The following is a 17,304-nucleotide window of genomic DNA, read 5'->3' as shown; positions in this document are numbered from 1 at the left end:
CTTCCTCCTTTCCGCAAGATTTATATTAAAAAAGACACCTTTGCGGTGCCTCTCCTAATAACGGAATGATGTTTCTGTTGCTGATAAACTCTTCTAACTGCTCTACTGTGGACTCTCGCAGGTTATTCAAACCGTAGCGGTCCATAAATTCGAGCAGGAAATCAGAAAAAGGCACCATATCGGATGCCTTGCTGATCTGTTTTATCAATTTGTTCTTTTTGCTTAGATTTGTCTCCATAATGTGAACTACCTATGCCCTTATTACACTCTCGTATGTGGAATTATAAGGTTAAGACTGCTGAAAAACTCAATACGCCCCATTTTTACAAGGTGTTTTCATCTTCTACTTCGACTCTCTCGGCTTCTCCTTCGATTGAGAACATCGGATATGTGCCATCCTTAACCTTTTCCCATACATCCTCGTCGGTTACTTTGAAGCCGATCCACCAACCAATCGGAAGGGTTCCTGCCGGGATTCCCATTGCCTGCATTTTCTCTTCCGTGAATACCACGGATTCAACCAGGACTGCAGCACCGCCTCTTTCGTGCATTTCTCCGCCTTCACGATAGAGCAACACGTATTGATATGCTGCGTTTTCCAGTTCTTCCGGTTCGATGATGTCCTCCTGCCAGTCCTCAATTTCTTCTCCGTCAGCACGGATAGCAACATTCGCCCAGCCAAATGCCAGGTGCTTGTCGTCGTCGGACTTGGCAATCTTAAACCTGCCCTTAATCACATTACCGGCAGGCTCTTTCCTCTGCGGTTCTGCAGACTTCTTGATGAAATCAGAGAACTTCTTCACTTTCTCACTTCCTTCCTCTCGGCGCAGCCACTTCGATATACTCGATAGCGCAGGCGCATCTTGGGTGTGCAGGTGGTAACATATGTTGCCCTGCAAACAGAACCTTTCCTTTGAAATCAAAGTCGGAGTCCATATCTACCTCGGTACCTTCCAGTGCATTGCAGATGTCGCACACCGAATCGTCTCCGGATGTACTCCACCGCTTTACCATTGTCCCAAGGTACCCTTCGCCCTGTGCCTGGCGTATGCCTTCATCTGCTCCACGGTTATAAGCAAAAGCACTCTCGGTCTGAGCGATTGTAAATGCCCTGGCCCGGTGCTGTTTCTCTGCATATTTCTGAGAAGCGTCCAATGCCTTCCTGCGGATGCTCTCAACCTTCATTCTCGGATGCTCTTTTCGCATCGTAGCCACGATATTGTCATAATACCGGGCATTTGCTCTTGCGTCACCCTCTGTCAGACCGATACACGGGCGAATGAGCCTTGCCAGTTCATCTACTGTGTGGCTCTCTCTCATTTTCTTTTCCAGGAGTGCCGCTATTGCGTCCTTCTGTTCTTCTGTGCATCGGGTAACAAACTCAGCTCCTCTTTCACTGATCCAGTCAAGAACGCCAGGTGTCTGAGTGTTAAACTCAAAAGCGAGACCGTCCAGGATTGGTTGCCCGGTTGGTCCCGCCGCTATTGCCTGCGTCCACATTGACTGCAATCTCTCGGCAACAAGCACTGAGTAATCCTGTTGCCAAGCCTCTAACGTCTCTTTGCTGAGGCTTCCGTCCGCTACTGCCTTTCGGAGTTCCTGGTACGTGATGGCGTCTTGCTGATCCTGCCAAAACCCGCATAGGATTTCAACCGGTTCGTCACATTCACTCTGCAGGTACTCTTCAAGTCTGCGTAGGACTTCTTGACTGCCCGGTGTCTTTGCCTTGCGTATTCGCTTTGGCCGTATGAACCTTATTGCCATTTGTACCGCTCCTTCCTAATCGCCTTTTAGCGGCTTCTACCACATTGTCGGGTATTTCTTCGCCTTCGTCGTTTCCATCGCTTCCTGCGGCTGTCTCAGGTTCCGGTGGCTGGTTCTGCTCTGCCTGTTGCTTACGCCGCTGGTCTATCGTCCTGTCGTCCGTTGTTCTCTCCGGCAGGTGTCCGACCTGGCGAATGTAATCTTCCAGTCCGTCGTCCGGTACCAGGATTCCGATGCCGGTCATATCCTTGATGAATGCCGCAACCTTCGTTACGTCCACATCTGCAATGTCGCCGTGGGACATCTTTGGGTACTCCGTGATGCCTGCAAAATGTTCACCGTTAATATCGATCAACGGCGGGATGCCCTGGCTGTTGAATGTCTCGCAGATCATGTCTAGGAATGCACCGATTGCCATAGCGAACAACTCCGTCTTATCGGAGCTCAACGCCCAGGAACCGGTCTCTGAATGCCCTAAGAAAATAAAATCCGCCAGTACCGTCATTGCAATTCGGGTATCGTAGCGGTTGATGATCGCATTCGTGTCAAACTGTCGGGTGCCGCCGGAACTTAACAGTTCCAACTCATATCCTGCCGGAAGTACCACGCCTTCCATCTCGTCTCGACGGATGCTCTTTACCATATTTTCCAGCGCAATTCGTGTCTGCTTGTTGTCCTCAATATCATCGTTCCAAAGGTCTAACCCTTCCGGTCCGTGCATTACCGGGAGTCCTGCAAGGTCTCTTTCAATGCCGATTCCTTCAATCTCCTGGATTCTTCTCTTGAAGTACCAGGATCGGTAAGCATTTCTCAAAATGCTTCGTCCTTCCGGGTTGTTCTTCCTGCTCTTTGTACGGAACAGCAAAGCCTTACTCATTGGTATCGTGTAGGTACCAAAGTCCGGAGGCGGCATCTGAGTCATTCCCAGCAGATTGTCCTCGTTGTCGTATTCCCATCGGTAGAGCGTTTCCTGCGCTCTGATAGGCAATTTCTTCCATCCAATCAAGCCATCCGTGTACTTACTCTTCGTGGTTGGGTTCTTCGTATTTCCCATGCGGCGCTTATACACGATCTCGTGGAAGCTCCAACCGTAAGTGAGGAAAGATAAGATTTCCGAAATTGTGTCCGTCCAGGTGTCCTGCATATCGTGCATACAGCTTTCTATGAACTCTGCAGCCTCTTTGTCCTTTGCGGTATCGCCTCCCGGCTCTACATTCCAGTCGCACTGTCTTACCAGCATCTCGATAGCGAAGAGGATCGCACCTACCACATCGTCATTCTCTGACATTTCACGGTAGACCTCTATTCCTCGTGTGCCTCTCAGTTCATGAAGGAACTCCTCGTAGATTGTTCCTCCGTAGCGTCGCTGACCTATGCGACCGATTTCTTTGTTAGCCATCTGTTCTCACCTCACTTATTCCAATAACTGCTCTTGCCTAACTGGCTATCCTTAGGCGGTGCTGAGTATGTAGCACCACTCTCTAACTCCGTAAATGCCGATGAACTTGCGTCCACCATATCCTTGAATTTGGACTGTGGGAAGTTCTCACACTCGTTGAAATACTCTTCATTCCACGGTGCGATCAGCACATCAACATTGCCCTTATCCATGCCTTCAAGTCCTAACCACTGTGCCGAGAACGGTTCTGCTCTCGTTACCTTGTCTCCGGACTCTTGAATGCACTTAACAGTAAAACCAGCCAAGAGCTTCATAAAACTCTGTGCCTGGTCTTTACCTGCCTGGCCTGGGTCCTGCGGAAGCCTTGTTGCTACCCTTCCGTATTTCGCCCTGTCAGCTATGCAGGTCTGCTTTATAATTTCTCTCACATCGGACGAACTCAACCGGCGATTGATAACGTCGGCCACAATGTACCGTCCGTTTCTTCTCTTTCCGATCAGCACGCCCGCTGTGTATGCCGGGTCTCCCTTTTCATCCTCAGATGTTGCCGCAAGGTCCCAGCCTCTTGCCCACTTGATAACATCTGGCGGTATCTCTTCCAGCATATTTACCTTTACTCGCTTGAACATCAAGCCTGCGGCGGCTTTAATCTTCCAGTTGCCATGCAGTAGTCGCTCTCTCTGCACAAGAGCCATTGCCTGCAGGTTGGCTAAATATCCCGGGTCATTCTTCATCAGAATTTTGTTGTCATGCAGCGTACTCGCAATGAACGTCACGCTCTTAGGCATCGTCTCAGCCTGTTCCGGCTTGACGCCGTTCTCGATGGCTCCCTGCACTGCCTCTTCCCTGCTGTCGAACCAGGTAACGACCTCATTCAGTCGCACCATCCAGCGGATCACTCCCGACCGTTCCGGTATCGGGTAGCCAGTCTCTTGGTTTATCCACCAGGAAATAAACTCAGCAACCCAAGAGTCTGCGTCCGGGTTGCAGGTTGCTCGTACATACGGCTTTACACCGGAATCTGTACGGTTTCGAGACAGCATATAAAAGAACTGGTACTCGCTAAAGTGCGTCAGCTCGTCAAATCCTATCATCGTGAGCTGTGAACCCTGCCAGTCGTCGCAATCTTCATCACGTCCGAGGTGGGCGAAATTGACCGATGCGCCTCTTTTGAAAGTCCAGTGTAGTTTTGGTGTCTTTAACGGCTGGGAACCTTTCACGTAGCGGTAAATCTTTCGTGAACTATCCCATAAGCCTCCTGGAGATGTTACCTGCGTGTAGTCACGTCGGAAGATAGTCGCGTTGTAGTCCGGATTGTTCATGTATCGAAGCGGCTCTAACAGCAGTCCAAAGGTTTTTCCTCCGCCTGCAGCGCCTCCATAAATGCAAATATCCGCAGAGGTCGCTAAGAACATTTCCTGCGGTCCTTTCTGCGGAGCTAATACGATTTTCTCTTTCATCAATCGTCCCTCCCATTATCCGGAAGGTAAATCTGAACCTCTGCGTCATTGTCGCCGGTCTGATCCACATAGTCCTGTGGTCTATCCTGCCAGCGGTCTCTCTGACGGTTCTTCAACCAAAATATCTGAGCCGTGACATCCGGCGGTACGTGCTTCTTGGTCTTTTCGATCTTGACCGGTTTCACATTGCCGTCCTTGTCATACTCAATGATTTTCTTCTCTTCCTCGTACTCATAGCCGGTAGCTCTCTCGTAGAGACTCCTTATTACCTTCGCATCTGATACGCCTTTACCTTCTCCAAGCGCCTTGCCGAATGATTCGTGTTCCTTGGCCCATCGCATAATGGTTCGTTCGGAGACTCCCATGGCAAGGGCGATCTCTTCATTGGTGGCACCCATTGCAGCCAAAGACCACGCCCAGTTATCGTGGTAAGGGGCATTGTATTTTGGCTTAGCTGCCATACATTAACTACCTGCCACTGAGGTAGTCGGCACATAGGTACTCGATCAGTTGCCACCTGTTCTTACTCGTGATTGTCCCTTCCTTCTCAGCTTTCTTGATTGCCTGCTGAATAACGGAAGCGGACTCACCCGGTACCGCATTACTGCCAAACAGTTTAGCGAGGTAGGTCCATTCTCCTTCCTCTGTGAAACCGCAGTCGTCCATCTTCTGAGCGGCGTTCTCAATCATGGAGTGGATAGCCGCACCGACGTTCCGGATGTCCGTAAACTTCTGATACTTGCTAAGTGTCTCCACAAATCCCTTGCACTGCTCGTAGGATGCCACGCCCACAATGTCCGGAGCCTTTGATTCCAGGTCTTTAACCAGTGCGTCCATATCCTTTACCTGGTGCGGAAGGAACGTAAACGTCACATTCTTAAAATCAAACTGAACCGCAGGACTCAGCATCTTGTCGTACTGTTCCAGCGGTTCTTCCATGATCTCCTTGCCGACGAATGACTCAATCATATCGTCCACATCGTCTATCATCTTCACGATTTCTCTCAACGTACTGTCGTCGTCGAAACCGGAAATTGCATTGTGTGCCAGCTGCTTTGCCGCAATCTTGCTTCGTGAGAGACCGGACACATCGACAATAGCGATGATTTCCTTCATCTCTGCAGCACGTGCGCTCTTTACTCTGTGGTGGCCGCTGATGATTTCCAGCTTGCCATCCACCAAAACAAAAAGAGGCAGGCTTTCCAGCTGTCCTCGCTTCTTGATATTGGCGGTCAACTGATCCTGCATCTCGTTTTTCATTATCCTGGCGTTGATGTCCTGCTCCTTAACCTTATCCAGTGGAACCTTGGCGATCACCAAGCCGGAACCCATATCATAGATTACTTCGCATCCTTCGATTTGCTGGATGCCTTTGCTCTGTTCTTCTGCCATTCGTTTTCCCTCCTTAGCCATTCTTGAAGCGTCTGCTGTTCAGTTCTTCCCTCTACCAGCTCAGCCTCATACGTGAGCTTGTAGCCGTTCTTCTTGTCCTCAACCCTGTTTACCAGTTTCATGATGCCTCGTACCTCTTTATTCTCCGGGTACCTGGTAAGCATTGCGGTGCGCATCTTTGTGACCTTCTCCTGCTCGATATTGTCCAGGAGCGTATCTACAAACTCTCTGTTCTGCGCCAGCATATAACACAGCCTGCCGAGGCGGTATGTCTTGTGTGGCACCTTCATCACGTACCAAACGAATACGCTGTTTGCCGCCATCTTCGAGATGCCGAATACCCCAGCCACATAGCCATCAATCAGCAATGCCCTGTTGAACGTCGCCGATGAACCGACAAAATTGTGAGTCCATAACTCTCTGTAATACTGAGCTTCTGCCGACTTGATCGGGATAACCTGTGCCTTGCTATCTTCCTGGATCACATAATCTCTCGGAAGCATACTGCAGTCTAACGGCTGTAACTTACTCTCTGCTGGACGCTTTATCTTCTTGCCGTTTGCAAGGGCGGTTGCCTCTTCCTCCCGGTTCGTAGTGATGTAAGCATTCAAATCTGCTCTCGTGCCGGAGCGGGCGTATATCGTATATCCTACGGCTTCGCCTACTCTCTTCTCCTGGTAGCAGATAACCAATGCCTTCGCATCCATGCAGAGGTCGTAGAACTGCTGGTGCCCTGTCTCCGGGTCAAACAGTTCATACGGCGGTTCCTTCCAGGTCATTTTGCCCTGTGTGTCGTAGAACTTCTCATAGCCGGAGAAGTAGGTCGGTGGGTTTGCAATAACCAAAGCGTGCGGATCATCCAGCACCTCTTTCAGATGCTCCCACATATCCAATGGTCTGTAGCTCATGCCACCGAGCAGGTTCTTAATTACCTCTATCTGCCGATTGATACTCTCAATGTGTTCCTCTCGTCTGAGGCGTAGGTCTGTGAGTATCTGATAGAAATAATCATTGCCCGCATTCTTCGAGGTTCTGAGGTACAGCTGCGCATACAATGCCGTTGCCGGGTCAAGAAGCTCTTCGTCACTAAAGCCTTGTGCGTGTATTTCCAGCGGCTCTAATGACTGGCCGGTAATCGCATACCCGAGGACTGTTGACATCATATTGACGTCGCTGGTCTCGATCTGCTCCGGCTTAAACCCATTCTGTACTGCCAGGTTCGCCATTGCAAAGGTACCGGCACACGGCTCAACGAACCTTGTATATCCGGACTTTGCTGCAGTCTCTATCAGAGTAACGAGAAACTTCTGCTCCGACGGACCTAAACACCCCAGGAACATCGCTCCGGGGTCCATAAAAAATGCCATATCCTTATCTCCTTCCCTAAAAATTGTTCAATATATACAAAAAGCCGAGGCGGTTCCCTGGTACTGACCCGGAGATTTTTGATACCTGCCTCAGCATATTGCACAAAAAAGACCTCAGACCCGAAGGACACTGAGGTACGTTCCGTGATAACAAATAAGGCACCGTACCCTTTCGGATGCGATGCCGTTGTTTTTGGACCGGAACCCTGCGATGAACAGGACCTTAACTATGGAATAGCCACGTGCTACTTACACCAGTTCCGGATGTTATGATTAAATCCCTGCCAAACCAAACAAACTCAGCTGCTCGTAACCAGGTTCTTCCTTCCTGGTTTCGACTACCTTCTTGACAGGTTCCTTGTTTTCTTTCTTGGCTGCAGGCTTCTTGACCTTCGGCTCTGACGGATCGTATAACTCCTCAATCAGTTCTCCGGTCTGTTCCGCCCACCATTCAGCGAATACGGTTCTGTGGCACCAGTCTCCTGGAACTCTCACATCTTCGTAGCAGAGAAGCACAAGTTCTTTCCCTTCTGCCATTGCCTCCGCATTCATCTTCTCGACCATATCGATGATTCTGTCTGTGCCGATACCTTCCAACTTCTCGTAATATGCAGGCTTGAATCTGTCAAGCTCCATATTCAGCATATAGCCTTTCGGTGCCAACGAGTAGCACTGCTTTCTCAGCGTGTACCCCAGCGGAAACTTCGGTGTTCCGATGCTTATTCCTACTGGGTAATACTTACCACTCTGTAATTCCTTGTTGCTATACCTGCTAATCCAAATTGCCATCTCAATCACTCCTTTTATGCTGGTTGTTTATAGTTTTATTATACTATACAGACCTGCCTAAGTACACTGAAATAGCCTTATTTAACCGATTGTTCATATTTCCTCTTCGGCTAACTGGCAGGGATTTCGCCCTGCCGTGCCTGCCGTTGGGAAGAAATACAACTGGCTATTTTTAGGGGTGACATTTGGGTTATCGGCTAATTAGCATATTACCACTTGGTAATTCTTTATGCAACCTACTCATTTTCTACCAGGTTGTTTTGCAGCCACAGGGAGCGTTTAGAAATCCGCACCCAGTAAGTAAATAGCCACAATGCCACAAGCTATTCCTATGTCCTTGTAGACGGTCTTATCACTTATGTTTTCTGCTTCCGAAATCTCCTGCACCGTGTAAGGTTTTTCGTCCAGGTACATCATGCTTAACTCCCTATAACGACGCTTCGCCTCTTCGCTTCCACTCTTTTCGCACTCCTCACGGTACATTTCGGTCGCTTTTTCTATCCGGAACACACAGTATAAATCTTCTTCACGCTTGCGCTCCGTATCTTTGATTGTCCTCTCGGACTTTCCTGCTATCTCTCTTGTGTTTCCCATAAGGTCCTCAACGAACTTCCATCTCAGTTCTGCCTGCTCCTCCGGAGTAAACTGCTCTCCATCCGATAATGTCGCCTTGATTCTTCTGTACGAGCTGAGCAGTTTCTTTGTCTTTCTGACTTTGCTATCTTCCTTCTTTCTCCTACGCTCTTCCTTCTTCTGCTCTTCCTTGTATGCCCTTACACCTTCCTTGGCACCGATAGCAGCTATTTGGTTGATCTGTTCCTGCGTTAGCGGGAAGATTGCTTCGCCCTTTGCCTTCTCCTTATTCTCCGTTGCCATAATGTCGCCTCCTTGACTTTTCTCGCATTTGCGAGTATAATATTCTCAGTCACGAGTCGTTCCTATCAAAGGGGCGGCTTTTCTTTTTCTCAACGGTTTCTTGCCTTGCAGGTGGCAAAGTGTGATATGTAGCCAAAGCCTTCTGCGCTCTCGGATGATACCTTATCAGCACATACGACCTCGCCTTCCGGCGTAACTATCTTCTCCTTTGCCTTCACTCCTGCTCCTGGCCTGCGGTAGCTGATCATCGTAGGGTCTACCGGCATATTCTTTCCAGCCTTTGTCTTAACCCACATAATATGACACCCGCAGTTCCTGCAAGTCCCGAACGGATCATGGGACCTCATGGGATTTTATCACTCCTTTCTTACATCACATTCCATTATTGCTCTCCTATATTCCAAACACTATCAAAGCTACTATTCCCGCTATAAACATGATCGGTGCCAGGACGATAAACAGTACTGCTCCTACCGTTCCTATAAACTCGCCTACCCTTGTTTCGTCGCAGGTATCTATACCACCACATATGAAATACTGGCCTTCGCACGTTTCCGGATCAATTACTCTATCGCAACACTTTCCATTGCATCCATACATTTGTTGCCGCCTCTTTACCGCTTCCTCTTCGGTCTCTTTGTGCCTTCGCACCTATTTCACCCCCCCGCTCAATTTTCTTCAATTCTTCAATGCTGATGATTCTGCAGTCCGGGAGCATGATGTTCGCATCTCCCAGGTTGACTGCAGTACCTTCAATTCTCATTTTGGGATAGCTCACCAGCACCGAGCATTCCTGCGCTATTCTATATGCGTTATCTGAGATAATCTTCCGGACTCTCTTCTGATCTGCTACTGAGGTTCGCTTACCGTTGACCGGTATCTTCCGGAACTCAGTCTGCATCTCAGTCTCTCCTTTGTATATCCGCTCATACACGTATAAGAAACCTCTTGCCATATCGCTATCCTTTCTCTTCGTCCGCTACAATCTTTGCCTTTTCTCCGGTACCTTTGATCTCAAACATCACGCCAGGCTTCAAATATGCGATTGCTACCGGATGTCCAAAGAAATCCTTTGCAGCTCTTCTCAGCTTTTTCTCATACTTTGCCATCTTCTTTGCAGCGTGCGCTCGTACCCACTCTCTCGCAAATTTTGCCTGTTCCATATCACTCTCCGATGTATTCATATTGCCTCCTTACCATTCATCAATGTCTATCCACTTATCCGTATTTTTTTCCTTGACTTCAAAATGATACTCGTCGTGTTTGCATTCAGCTCCTAATATATCCGTGTACCTTGTGCTAATGTATGACCTTATCTCTATCCCATACACCTTGCCTACATACTTTAACTCTTTGTCTATAGCCTCTTTTATTTCTTCCGATTTACTGTAGTAGCTGTCACCGGTTGGATTCCCGAACCTTTCTGCCACTCTGTTGCAGGAATCCAGCACTCGCATCCTGATCGTTTGCTTCCTTATCTGTTCTTTAAGTTCGTCTTTGACGATTGCACGTATTCTTTTTTCAGATAGCATATTATCTCCTATTCGATTTCTTGATTTTCTCAATTTCCTGCAAGGAAGGTTTACCTACGCACTTCTCCATGCCAGCCGCCAGTTCCTTTGCTCCTGGGTTGTTCTTCTCGACTTCATCTGCCAGGTGGCGCAGGACTAAAACTATCAGTCCCGCGTCGTTCTTGGCGTATGGAGATATGCTGTCGATAACCCTCTCTGAGTAATACTGCAGACCGTGGCTCACCAGGTTCATTGCCTGCTTGGTCTTGCCCTTTGCAATCAATTCATTGCCTCTGTCTACATAACTACTCACCCTTGGTTTCATCAGTCCCATATCTACTCCTCCGGATCTTCGTAATCGTAACCTTCTGTGTCTGCACCGCCCAGGATGTCGTCGGTAATATCCTCCGGCTCTTCCTCGTTAGGTTCCTCGGCTGGTATATCTCCCGGCTCTTCGCCGTTCTCTTCCGACTGTGTTTCTTCCTCTGTAGGCTGGGTGTCTGTTTCCTCTGTCTCCGCAGGCTTCTCTTCGTCTGCCGGTCCAGGTAACGCCGGTCTTACATCTGCATCGATGTATGTACCGTCGATAATATCCTCATTGCCTTCGCCTTCCTGCTTCTGACCCTGCATAAAGTCTGAGTCAAAAATCGTTCTCTGCTGTGTGTTTGCAATCGGCTGTAATACATAGCAGCCAGTCTCTTCATCCATAACCATCTCCATCTCGTTGTTGAGATTTCCACCTTTCTCGTCGGTAATCTTTACTGCAGATGTGACCTTGTGCTTGAACTGCGGCTTGCTAATCTCCCTGGACTCTCCCTTGATATTCGGGTCGTAGTTCGGGATAAATTCCTTCACCATGGTAACGTCAATCTTAATTGTCATACTTCCTTCGTTGGACTGCTTCTCAATCATGTTTCCAAGAAGTCTCTGCAGAACAAAATTCATATCGTGCTTCATATTCTCGAAGGTATTGCTGTCGAAATCCAATTTCTTGTCAAAATCATTCATCACTTACTCTCCTTTGCAATCTTGCCGTATTTGATATTGTTCTCATTCATAAAAGCAATCAGTTTTTCCAACTGTTCCTTGGTTCCGTCTGCAAAGAAACGTACTCTGTACTTCTTTTCCTGCTTAGGTTCTTCCTTCGGAGCGAACGGATCAACTGCCTGCTCTGTCGGTGCCGCCTGCGCCTCTCTAGCTATTGCCTGGGAGAATGCCGATCTCTCGATGGACTCGATTACCTTACCAATTTCGGACTGAGGTTCTGTCTGTTCGACTTCTGCGGCGGCTTCCTGTGCTTTCTTAGCTTCTGCCGCTTTACGCTCCTCTTCTTCTGCCTCACGCTTTGCCTGCTCCTCAGCTTCCTTCTGCTTGCGGATTTCTTCCTGGCGTTTTCTCTCGGCCTCTTCCTCAGCCTTACGGCGCTTGTCCGCTTCCAGTTTTTCTTCCAGGTCTGCCAGCCTCTTGTTCTCTGCCAGGGCCTTGCTGAGGTCCAGGGTCTTAATATACACATCCTTCGCATTCAGCTTATACTTGCTATCCAGGCTGTCGATAGTCTCCAAATCTGTCTTAACCGTGTCGATCTTGTCCACGATTTCCTTCTGTGCGGTTGCCAACTTATATGTCTGATTAAGGTAACGGCTGTCGAAAATCTTTTCAAACGGCAATACCTCTGCCAAATCTCCAATATTTTCATCGTAGGTAGCCTTGATAGCCGCTTTCTTTTCTTCCTTCTGTTTCTCCTCGAACGCCTTTACCTGCTGGTCGATCAGTGCGACCGGTTCATTGATAAGTGCCGTGATTTCGTTTAACTCTGCCTCGAACACTGCATAAGGTTTATTGATGATGTTCTTTACCTGCTTTCTTCTCTCCTCAATAGCCTTAATGAGCTTGTTCAGCTCTGCCCTGTCATTCTTCGCTGCCTTAATGTTTTCCTCGGTATAAACCACATTCTCGTAACCAGCAATCTTGGCTCTAACTGCAGCCTCCAACTCTTCCTTGTTCCACTGAATACGTCTGAGAAAGCCATCCTCTGTCGGGTTAATCAGTCTGAACTCCATTTTCCCTGCCGGTACTACCGCTGTCTCAACAACTTCTGCTTCCACTGTTTCAGTTTTCTTTCTTCCTGCCATTGTCTACCTCCTAAATTTGATCCGGTCCTACGACCTTTATCATCACATCAACCCTCGGCGTTTCTGAGTAAAACTTCCTTACCTGTGCATCCACGACTGCCGAATCATCGTGGTACGCTACCAGGTTTAGACTGTCGCAAACAATCTTGCCGATATTATCCCAGTCCGGCTTCTTGGTTGGTCTGATCCTGTGTTCCAACATTTCCCTGCGCTTCTTCTTGCTGGTGGACTTCGGAATTTCGTAATATGCAATTATCCTTACATCCAGCATTGCCCCTTCCGGAAACATCTTTCCTTTGGCTGCTTCGTTATAAAACAGCTTCACCAGGTTTTCATAACTGGTGGTCTCTTTCGGAGTGTACGTCTTAACATACGCCCCTGCTCTTGAGAACTTCGGTCTCTGTTTCCCGAATGGCTGTCCCGGTATTGTGAAACGAATCTGCTTCATATCTTCATCCACTTTCTGCCTCCTATGCCTTGTCACCAATCTCTGCTGACATCTTATCCGTCACCTTCTTGGCTGTAATCTTCGTTTTTCCGCTTGTAGTCTTGTAGAGCTCTGCTTTATCGGTGCCTTCTTCCACATACACCTTCAAGTAATAATCTAACTGCTTGCCTGTCGGCGTCTTTGCTCTCTTTCCTGGCCCGACGGTATAACCGTTCTCATGCAGGATCGCCGTAACCGTCTTTCTGTCGTCCAGCTTGTCAATGCTGATTTCTGCCACCTTAATCAAACCCATGTTGTCATTCCTCCATTAAATTCTTCATGGCATCGAACCTCTTGGACGCCTCTTTTTCTCTCCAACTCCTGCCAGCAAACCTTACCGGAAAACACATCTCAAATATCCTGTCGTAGATGCGTCTATACCGGATGTCCTCAGACTCCTGCATTTCTTTCAATGTCATATTCGTAGTGAGGATCAACGGCTTTCCGGATAAATACCGGCTGTCGATGATGTTATACACTTTCTCCAATGCGTAGTCTGTGCTTCGCTCTGCTCCTAAGTCGTCGATAATTAGCAGCTTCGCCGCATTCAGTCCTGCCATAATTCTCTCTTCTTCGTTTTGATTGCCCTGGATGTTCTGCAGAATCTTCACAAATGATGTCATAACCACCGGAATCATCTTATCCAACAGCTCGTTTGCAATGCAGGCTGCAGTGTAGCTTTTCCCTGTTCCGACTGTGCCCCAAAAAAGCAATCCCTGCCTTTTCTCGTACATTTCATCGAACCTGTTCACATACTTTCCGGCCAGGTTGTAGATTTTCTGATTATCCGCATCAACCTGGTACCCGTCCAGCCTTGCCGATTTCAGCTTTGCATCCATAAGGCTGCTGGCTTTCAGCCTCTCCAAACGCTGCATTTCCTGTCTCTTCTTTTCACCCTCTTCCTTTCGTCTGTTCTCTTCCACCTTACACTTACAGATGCAGGGAACGATCAGCTCCTTCCCTTGCGTAATATCCGACGCTGGCAACCTGGTCTGCTTCTTTGTTCTGCAGACTCCGCAGTAGAGAAGTCCGTCCTCGCCGATGTAATCGCCGCTATTCTTCTCTGTCTTAAACGCCTCTGCCGGTAAAATACTCTGCAAATCCATTGTCACTCACTCCTTCCGAACGGATTCTCGTTGTCGTCGTACTCGGCTTCGTTCTGTACCGGCTTTTCTTTCGGCAGATAGTCCAGGAACGGCGTTGACTCTCCTAAGAATGTCTTGCCGTGCTTTATGTACTTATCTTCCGTTCTGTCTTGTTTACACTGTGCCGCATAATTCCTTGCGGCTTCGCATAACTGCTCATGTGAAAAGCCATCTTCCAGTCTTGCCTTGTACTTCTTGTATGCCTGTGCCTTGTCTGCCTTTCTCGGATAAATCAGCCAAAATTCCTCAAAGTCTGGTGTGTAACCTTTGATTGCCTTATTGGACTTCGGTTCTGCTGGTGCCGGTGTTTCAACCGGCGCTTCCGGCAATGCCTTTGGTATTCCAGGATCAGCCAGTGCATCCTTCTCAGCTTTCATGCGATTGTAATATTCTCTCTGCCTGTCAGCTTCGCTTGACGACTGGCCTATGAAGTTCTGAATATCCATCATGTAGATTGCTCCGTTATCCAGCACCTCTATCAATCCCAGTCTCTTGAATACATCTAATGCCTTTTCGACTGTTCCTACTTGGTGTCCTGTGAGTGTTGCCAAAACCTCCGGCGTGTACGGTATTACATTCCGGAACATCAATCTTCCTGCGTTGCTCAGGCTTTTCAGATAGAGTTTCAAGAGGATGTTGCTATATAAGTAGCCGTCCTTCTGACTCTCTAATATTTTCAGCTCGTCGCTGTCGAAAAAATCTTCTTTCAGCTTCAAGTAGTAATACTTTCTGTTGTCTGCCACTAAACCACCGCCTGTCGTATTAAATACCTGCTGTCAAATCCATAATCGAAATCGGACGTGTCAGCACTCTGTTATGTCTGCAGCAATCGCACAATTCGCATCTGTCCGGTTCTGCCTCTCCGCTCTTCACTCTGAGGATTCTCGGCATGTTTGCCTCTACCATGTGAAGTGCCTCCTGCAGGTAGTTGTCTGTAACATGGATGATACGGATGTCCGGCTCTGCCTGCTTTGTTGCTCCCGCAATATAGAATGGCAACTTCTTTCCAGTATTCTGTCTTACGATCTCCTGGTAGATTGCTCCCTGGATGTCGTAACCCCAATATCTTACAAAATCGAGATAGCCAATATCCTTTACCCACTTTAAGTCCGTAATGGATGCCATAACCTTCAAGTCAACGATTGCCACGTCCGGAATGTAGGAATCCATCTTAATCTTCCACTTTGCTCCGAACAGCTCACCGGTCATAATAACCTGCTTCTGCCCGCTCATAAACTTCATGAAATATTCGTCTCTCTCGATACGTGCGATGATTTCCTCTGCCTGCTTGAAGTTTGCCTTTAACTCGCCCTTCTGTGTGAAGATTTCCGGATTCTCTTTCTTGAACTGTTCCAGGCTTCCCTCAAAGTAGCTGTCAACGTAGCTTCCTACCAACAATGCGGTGCTTTTCTCGTCCTCCCAGCGTCCGTTGAGTTTTTCCATACCATAGAACTCGCAAGGCATCTTCCCATATGTTCCTGCGAAGTCTTTATATCCCGATACACTCATGTACTCCTTGTTAGCCTCCTGGCTATAATAATTCTCTGATGTCAGTTGCATTTCTCTTCCTCCTATTCAACCTCTTCTAAATCCAAACCGCCAATCTGCTGTTCTTCCTCGTCGTGCTGCTCAATCTTGAACGGATCTTCTGCTTCGATGATGTCCGGCTGGTTGTCTCCATAGGTTCCTTCGCCTTCCTCGTCGTACACTTTCTGATCGTCCTGGATTGCTCTCTGCATATCCACCGATAAAATGCCCCACTTGCTGAGGAGCAGCTTAATAACCGTCTTTAATGCCATTGCCTCAAAATCTGTCGTCCATTTGCTGGCCTTCTTTCCCTGGTCAATATCATAGCGGTACGCCTGGGAATACTTTCTTGCGTGGTTATCAACCTCAGCTACCGTCATAAACAGCTCTTTTCTGAATCCGGTCAACAGCTTAAACCAGGCATAGTAACCGACGATATTCTCTGTGTTGCCTTCTGCTCTGTTCTTGCACTGAGAGAAATCTGTCACAAACTCAACCTCTCCGGTAATCGGATTGTAAGACACCAGCTCGTCCTTGTAGACTACTGAGCAGTTCATCTTCTCGTAATATCCGGAACGAATTGCCAGCTGGATGAACCCTTTATACATCATCTGAAACTGTGCTTCCGGATGTTTCTCCCATTGTCTCGTCTGCGGATTGTACTTGCTGTTGTTGTATGGAACGATTGCCGCAAACCCAAGGTTGCTGTCAATAGGCAAGTCATACGTCGCTGCCACAAATGCCGAACTCATAATTGAGTTTGCCGGGCATTTTTTCAACTGTGCCGATCCTGCCACTACGTTCGTGATAGATGCCAAAAACTGCGGTGCTTTCTGTCCCAGTACCTCAGCAAATTTTTTCTTGACCGCATCCTGGGAAATCATATTCTTAATCTGCACGGTCACACTTAACTGCGTGTTCTGCTGCTGTGTTGCTACTGCATTCTGCTCTGCCATTTACATTTCCTCCTTTTTCGCTTCTGTGAGGCTTTCGCCGCACATTTCTAATATCTCTTTTGCGTCCATTTCATCTACGCAATCCTCGCACATATACCCTTCCGGAGAATCCCAAAACTTGTCACCTTCTAAGATTCCGTACCCGCACCTGCAGCACTCATAAACAGGTACCGGTTCCGATGCGTTCGGACAACTTGGATGGCATGGATTCATTCCGCATACTGAACACATATTCCTTTCGCCTCCAAACTTCTTAAAAGTGTCACTGCATTTACTCCTCGTCTGAACAGATAGTTTTTTACCTCGTCCTTGAAAAGCAACGGCAGGTACTCTTCTCTGTCCTCGATCTTGCTGATCTCCATTTTTCTGTTGCACAGCCAAAGGATTTCGTTTACCTCTTCATCGGATATGTGTATTCCTTCTGTCCTGTACCCTTCTACGATTTCTTTCAATTCTTCGTTCATAGGCTTTCTCCTCTCTCCATTCTTCAATGAGATTC

Annotated in this window: 25 protein-coding genes; all 25 read right to left on the bottom strand. The window is 48.0% G+C overall.

Translation table 11 applies throughout. The annotated features are described in order from the left end of the window. Window positions 1–25: 25 nt before the first annotated feature. Window positions 26–238 carry a hypothetical protein gene (locus tag ACZM6M_RS02325; RefSeq protein WP_117483403.1) on the bottom strand — a complete coding sequence of 71 codons (213 nt, stop codon included), beginning with the start codon at window positions 236–238 and terminating at the stop codon, window positions 26–28. 85 nt (window positions 239–323) lie between these two features. Further along, window positions 324–803, bottom strand: coding sequence for an XkdF-like putative serine protease domain-containing protein (locus tag ACZM6M_RS02320; protein WP_489489568.1), 480 nt, complete (start codon window positions 801–803; stop codon window positions 324–326). Between the two features lie 4 nt (window positions 804–807). Further along, window positions 808–1,500, bottom strand: coding sequence for a phage minor head protein (locus ACZM6M_RS02315; RefSeq protein WP_273391552.1), 693 nt, complete (start codon window positions 1,498–1,500; stop codon window positions 808–810). A gap of 184 nt (window positions 1,501–1,684) precedes the next feature. Further along, on the bottom strand, window positions 1,685–3,163 hold the full coding sequence (locus ACZM6M_RS02310) for a phage portal protein family protein (protein ID WP_489489566.1): 1,479 nt from the start codon (window positions 3,161–3,163) through the stop codon (window positions 1,685–1,687). 11 nt (window positions 3,164–3,174) lie between these two features. Further along, entirely contained in the window at window positions 3,175–4,623 is a 1,449-nt protein-coding gene (gene terL, locus ACZM6M_RS02305) for a phage terminase large subunit (RefSeq protein WP_118389538.1), read from the bottom strand. After that, a complete protein-coding gene (locus tag ACZM6M_RS02300) occupies window positions 4,623–5,084 on the bottom strand; it encodes a helix-turn-helix domain-containing protein (protein ID WP_161117601.1) in 462 nt (153 codons plus the stop codon). Before ACZM6M_RS02300 ends, terL begins: the two co-directional genes overlap by 1 nt. 7 nt (window positions 5,085–5,091) lie before the next feature. Next, window positions 5,092–6,015: a ParB/RepB/Spo0J family partition protein gene (locus ACZM6M_RS02295; protein WP_012742953.1), complete on the bottom strand. Its 924-nt coding sequence runs from the start codon at window positions 6,013–6,015 to the stop codon at window positions 5,092–5,094. Beyond that, window positions 5,964–7,382, bottom strand: coding sequence for a putative antirestriction adenine methyltransferase (locus ACZM6M_RS02290; RefSeq protein WP_302765536.1), 1,419 nt, complete (start codon window positions 7,380–7,382; stop codon window positions 5,964–5,966). The genes ACZM6M_RS02295 and ACZM6M_RS02290 overlap by 52 nt, the downstream gene beginning before the upstream one ends. A gap of 273 nt (window positions 7,383–7,655) precedes the next feature. Next, entirely contained in the window at window positions 7,656–8,171 is a 516-nt protein-coding gene (locus ACZM6M_RS02285) for a hypothetical protein (protein WP_489489563.1), read from the bottom strand. Between the two features lie 279 nt (window positions 8,172–8,450). Continuing rightward, the gene (locus tag ACZM6M_RS02280) at window positions 8,451–9,047 is read right to left on the bottom strand and encodes a MerR family transcriptional regulator (RefSeq protein WP_489489561.1); all 597 of its coding nucleotides are present in this window, start codon (window positions 9,045–9,047) and stop codon (window positions 8,451–8,453) included. An 89-nt stretch (window positions 9,048–9,136) separates the two neighbouring features. After that, window positions 9,137–9,343 carry a hypothetical protein gene (locus ACZM6M_RS02275; RefSeq protein WP_012742957.1) on the bottom strand — a complete coding sequence of 69 codons (207 nt, stop codon included), beginning with the start codon at window positions 9,341–9,343 and terminating at the stop codon, window positions 9,137–9,139. Window positions 9,344–9,615: 272 nt separating this feature from the next. After that, window positions 9,616–10,002, bottom strand: a complete 387-nt coding sequence (locus tag ACZM6M_RS02270) for a hypothetical protein (RefSeq protein WP_173862390.1) — start codon at window positions 10,000–10,002, stop codon at window positions 9,616–9,618. Between the two features lie 4 nt (window positions 10,003–10,006). Further along, window positions 10,007–10,231 (bottom strand): hypothetical protein, encoded by a 225-nt coding sequence (locus ACZM6M_RS02265; protein WP_489489558.1) that lies wholly within the window; start codon window positions 10,229–10,231, stop codon window positions 10,007–10,009. A gap of 9 nt (window positions 10,232–10,240) precedes the next feature. Then, a complete protein-coding gene (locus tag ACZM6M_RS02260) occupies window positions 10,241–10,579 on the bottom strand; it encodes a hypothetical protein (RefSeq protein ID WP_489489556.1) in 339 nt (112 codons plus the stop codon). Between the two features lies 1 nt (window position 10,580). Next, a complete protein-coding gene (locus ACZM6M_RS02255; RefSeq protein WP_489489554.1) occupies window positions 10,581–10,892 on the bottom strand; it encodes a hypothetical protein in 312 nt (103 codons plus the stop codon). Window positions 10,893–10,894: 2 nt separating this feature from the next. Next, window positions 10,895–11,566 (bottom strand): hypothetical protein, encoded by a 672-nt coding sequence (locus ACZM6M_RS02250; protein WP_489489552.1) that lies wholly within the window; start codon window positions 11,564–11,566, stop codon window positions 10,895–10,897. Then, on the bottom strand, window positions 11,566–12,690 hold the full coding sequence (locus tag ACZM6M_RS02245; protein WP_489489550.1) for a DUF1351 domain-containing protein: 1,125 nt from the start codon (window positions 12,688–12,690) through the stop codon (window positions 11,566–11,568). The genes ACZM6M_RS02250 and ACZM6M_RS02245 overlap by 1 nt, the downstream gene beginning before the upstream one ends. 10 nt (window positions 12,691–12,700) lie before the next feature. Further along, entirely contained in the window at window positions 12,701–13,150 is a 450-nt protein-coding gene (locus ACZM6M_RS02240; protein ID WP_117502411.1) for a RusA family crossover junction endodeoxyribonuclease, read from the bottom strand. 10 nt (window positions 13,151–13,160) lie between these two features. Then, window positions 13,161–13,430 (bottom strand): hypothetical protein, encoded by a 270-nt coding sequence (locus ACZM6M_RS02235; RefSeq protein WP_489489548.1) that lies wholly within the window; start codon window positions 13,428–13,430, stop codon window positions 13,161–13,163. 4 nt (window positions 13,431–13,434) lie between these two features. Next, entirely contained in the window at window positions 13,435–14,283 is an 849-nt protein-coding gene (locus ACZM6M_RS02230; protein WP_489489546.1) for an ATP-binding protein, read from the bottom strand. A 2-nt stretch (window positions 14,284–14,285) separates the two neighbouring features. Next, window positions 14,286–15,065 carry a phage replisome organizer N-terminal domain-containing protein gene (locus ACZM6M_RS02225; RefSeq protein ID WP_489489544.1) on the bottom strand — a complete coding sequence of 260 codons (780 nt, stop codon included), beginning with the start codon at window positions 15,063–15,065 and terminating at the stop codon, window positions 14,286–14,288. Window positions 15,066–15,084: 19 nt separating this feature from the next. Beyond that, window positions 15,085–15,882 (bottom strand): PD-(D/E)XK nuclease-like domain-containing protein, encoded by a 798-nt coding sequence (locus tag ACZM6M_RS02220; protein ID WP_118389559.1) that lies wholly within the window; start codon window positions 15,880–15,882, stop codon window positions 15,085–15,087. An 11-nt stretch (window positions 15,883–15,893) separates the two neighbouring features. Continuing rightward, window positions 15,894–16,805 (bottom strand): recombinase RecT, encoded by a 912-nt coding sequence (locus ACZM6M_RS02215; protein WP_489489542.1) that lies wholly within the window; start codon window positions 16,803–16,805, stop codon window positions 15,894–15,896. Then, window positions 16,806–17,036, bottom strand: coding sequence for a hypothetical protein (locus tag ACZM6M_RS02210; RefSeq protein ID WP_489489540.1), 231 nt, complete (start codon window positions 17,034–17,036; stop codon window positions 16,806–16,808). Then, complete coding sequence (locus ACZM6M_RS02205) at window positions 17,015–17,269, bottom strand: hypothetical protein (RefSeq protein ID WP_270187386.1); 255 nt, start codon at window positions 17,267–17,269, stop codon at window positions 17,015–17,017. The genes ACZM6M_RS02210 and ACZM6M_RS02205 overlap by 22 nt, the downstream gene beginning before the upstream one ends. Between the last annotated feature and the right edge of the window lie 35 nt (window positions 17,270–17,304).

The organism is Enterocloster sp. (assembly GCF_057861365.1).
Note: the sequence above shows the minus strand (reverse complement) of the source record. Positions and strands in the feature narration are given on the sequence as shown.

Coding starts and splice junctions, on each gene's coding strand:
- ACZM6M_RS02325 (WP_117483403.1), bottom strand. CDS start 238: ATGGAGACAAATCTAAGCAAAAAGAACAAATTGATAAAACAGATCAGC.
- ACZM6M_RS02315 (WP_273391552.1), bottom strand. CDS start 1,500: ATGTGGACGCAGGCAATAGCGGCGGGACCAACCGGGCAACCAATCCTG.
- ACZM6M_RS02310 (WP_489489566.1), bottom strand. CDS start 3,163: ATGGCTAACAAAGAAATCGGTCGCATAGGTCAGCGACGCTACGGAGGA.
- terL (WP_118389538.1), bottom strand. CDS start 4,623: ATGAAAGAGAAAATCGTATTAGCTCCGCAGAAAGGACCGCAGGAAATG.
- ACZM6M_RS02300 (WP_161117601.1), bottom strand. CDS start 5,084: ATGGCAGCTAAGCCAAAATACAATGCCCCTTACCACGATAACTGGGCG.
- ACZM6M_RS02295 (WP_012742953.1), bottom strand. CDS start 6,015: ATGGCAGAAGAACAGAGCAAAGGCATCCAGCAAATCGAAGGATGCGAA.
- ACZM6M_RS02290 (WP_302765536.1), bottom strand. CDS start 7,382: ATGGCATTTTTTATGGACCCCGGAGCGATGTTCCTGGGGTGTTTAGGT.
- ACZM6M_RS02285 (WP_489489563.1), bottom strand. CDS start 8,171: ATGGCAATTTGGATTAGCAGGTATAGCAACAAGGAATTACAGAGTGGT.
- ACZM6M_RS02280 (WP_489489561.1), bottom strand. CDS start 9,047: ATGGCAACGGAGAATAAGGAGAAGGCAAAGGGCGAAGCAATCTTCCCG.
- ACZM6M_RS02275 (WP_012742957.1), bottom strand. CDS start 9,343: ATGTGGGTTAAGACAAAGGCTGGAAAGAATATGCCGGTAGACCCTACG.
- ACZM6M_RS02270 (WP_173862390.1), bottom strand. CDS start 10,002: ATGGCAAGAGGTTTCTTATACGTGTATGAGCGGATATACAAAGGAGAG.
- ACZM6M_RS02265 (WP_489489558.1), bottom strand. CDS start 10,231: ATGAATACATCGGAGAGTGATATGGAACAGGCAAAATTTGCGAGAGAG.
- ACZM6M_RS02260 (WP_489489556.1), bottom strand. CDS start 10,579: ATGCTATCTGAAAAAAGAATACGTGCAATCGTCAAAGACGAACTTAAA.
- ACZM6M_RS02255 (WP_489489554.1), bottom strand. CDS start 10,892: ATGGGACTGATGAAACCAAGGGTGAGTAGTTATGTAGACAGAGGCAAT.
- ACZM6M_RS02250 (WP_489489552.1), bottom strand. CDS start 11,566: ATGAATGATTTTGACAAGAAATTGGATTTCGACAGCAATACCTTCGAG.
- ACZM6M_RS02245 (WP_489489550.1), bottom strand. CDS start 12,690: ATGGCAGGAAGAAAGAAAACTGAAACAGTGGAAGCAGAAGTTGTTGAG.
- ACZM6M_RS02235 (WP_489489548.1), bottom strand. CDS start 13,430: ATGGGTTTGATTAAGGTGGCAGAAATCAGCATTGACAAGCTGGACGAC.
- ACZM6M_RS02230 (WP_489489546.1), bottom strand. CDS start 14,283: ATGGATTTGCAGAGTATTTTACCGGCAGAGGCGTTTAAGACAGAGAAG.
- ACZM6M_RS02220 (WP_118389559.1), bottom strand. CDS start 15,882: ATGCAACTGACATCAGAGAATTATTATAGCCAGGAGGCTAACAAGGAG.
- ACZM6M_RS02215 (WP_489489542.1), bottom strand. CDS start 16,805: ATGGCAGAGCAGAATGCAGTAGCAACACAGCAGCAGAACACGCAGTTA.
- ACZM6M_RS02210 (WP_489489540.1), bottom strand. CDS start 17,036: ATGTGTTCAGTATGCGGAATGAATCCATGCCATCCAAGTTGTCCGAAC.
- ACZM6M_RS02205 (WP_270187386.1), bottom strand. CDS start 17,269: ATGAACGAAGAATTGAAAGAAATCGTAGAAGGGTACAGGACAGAAGGA.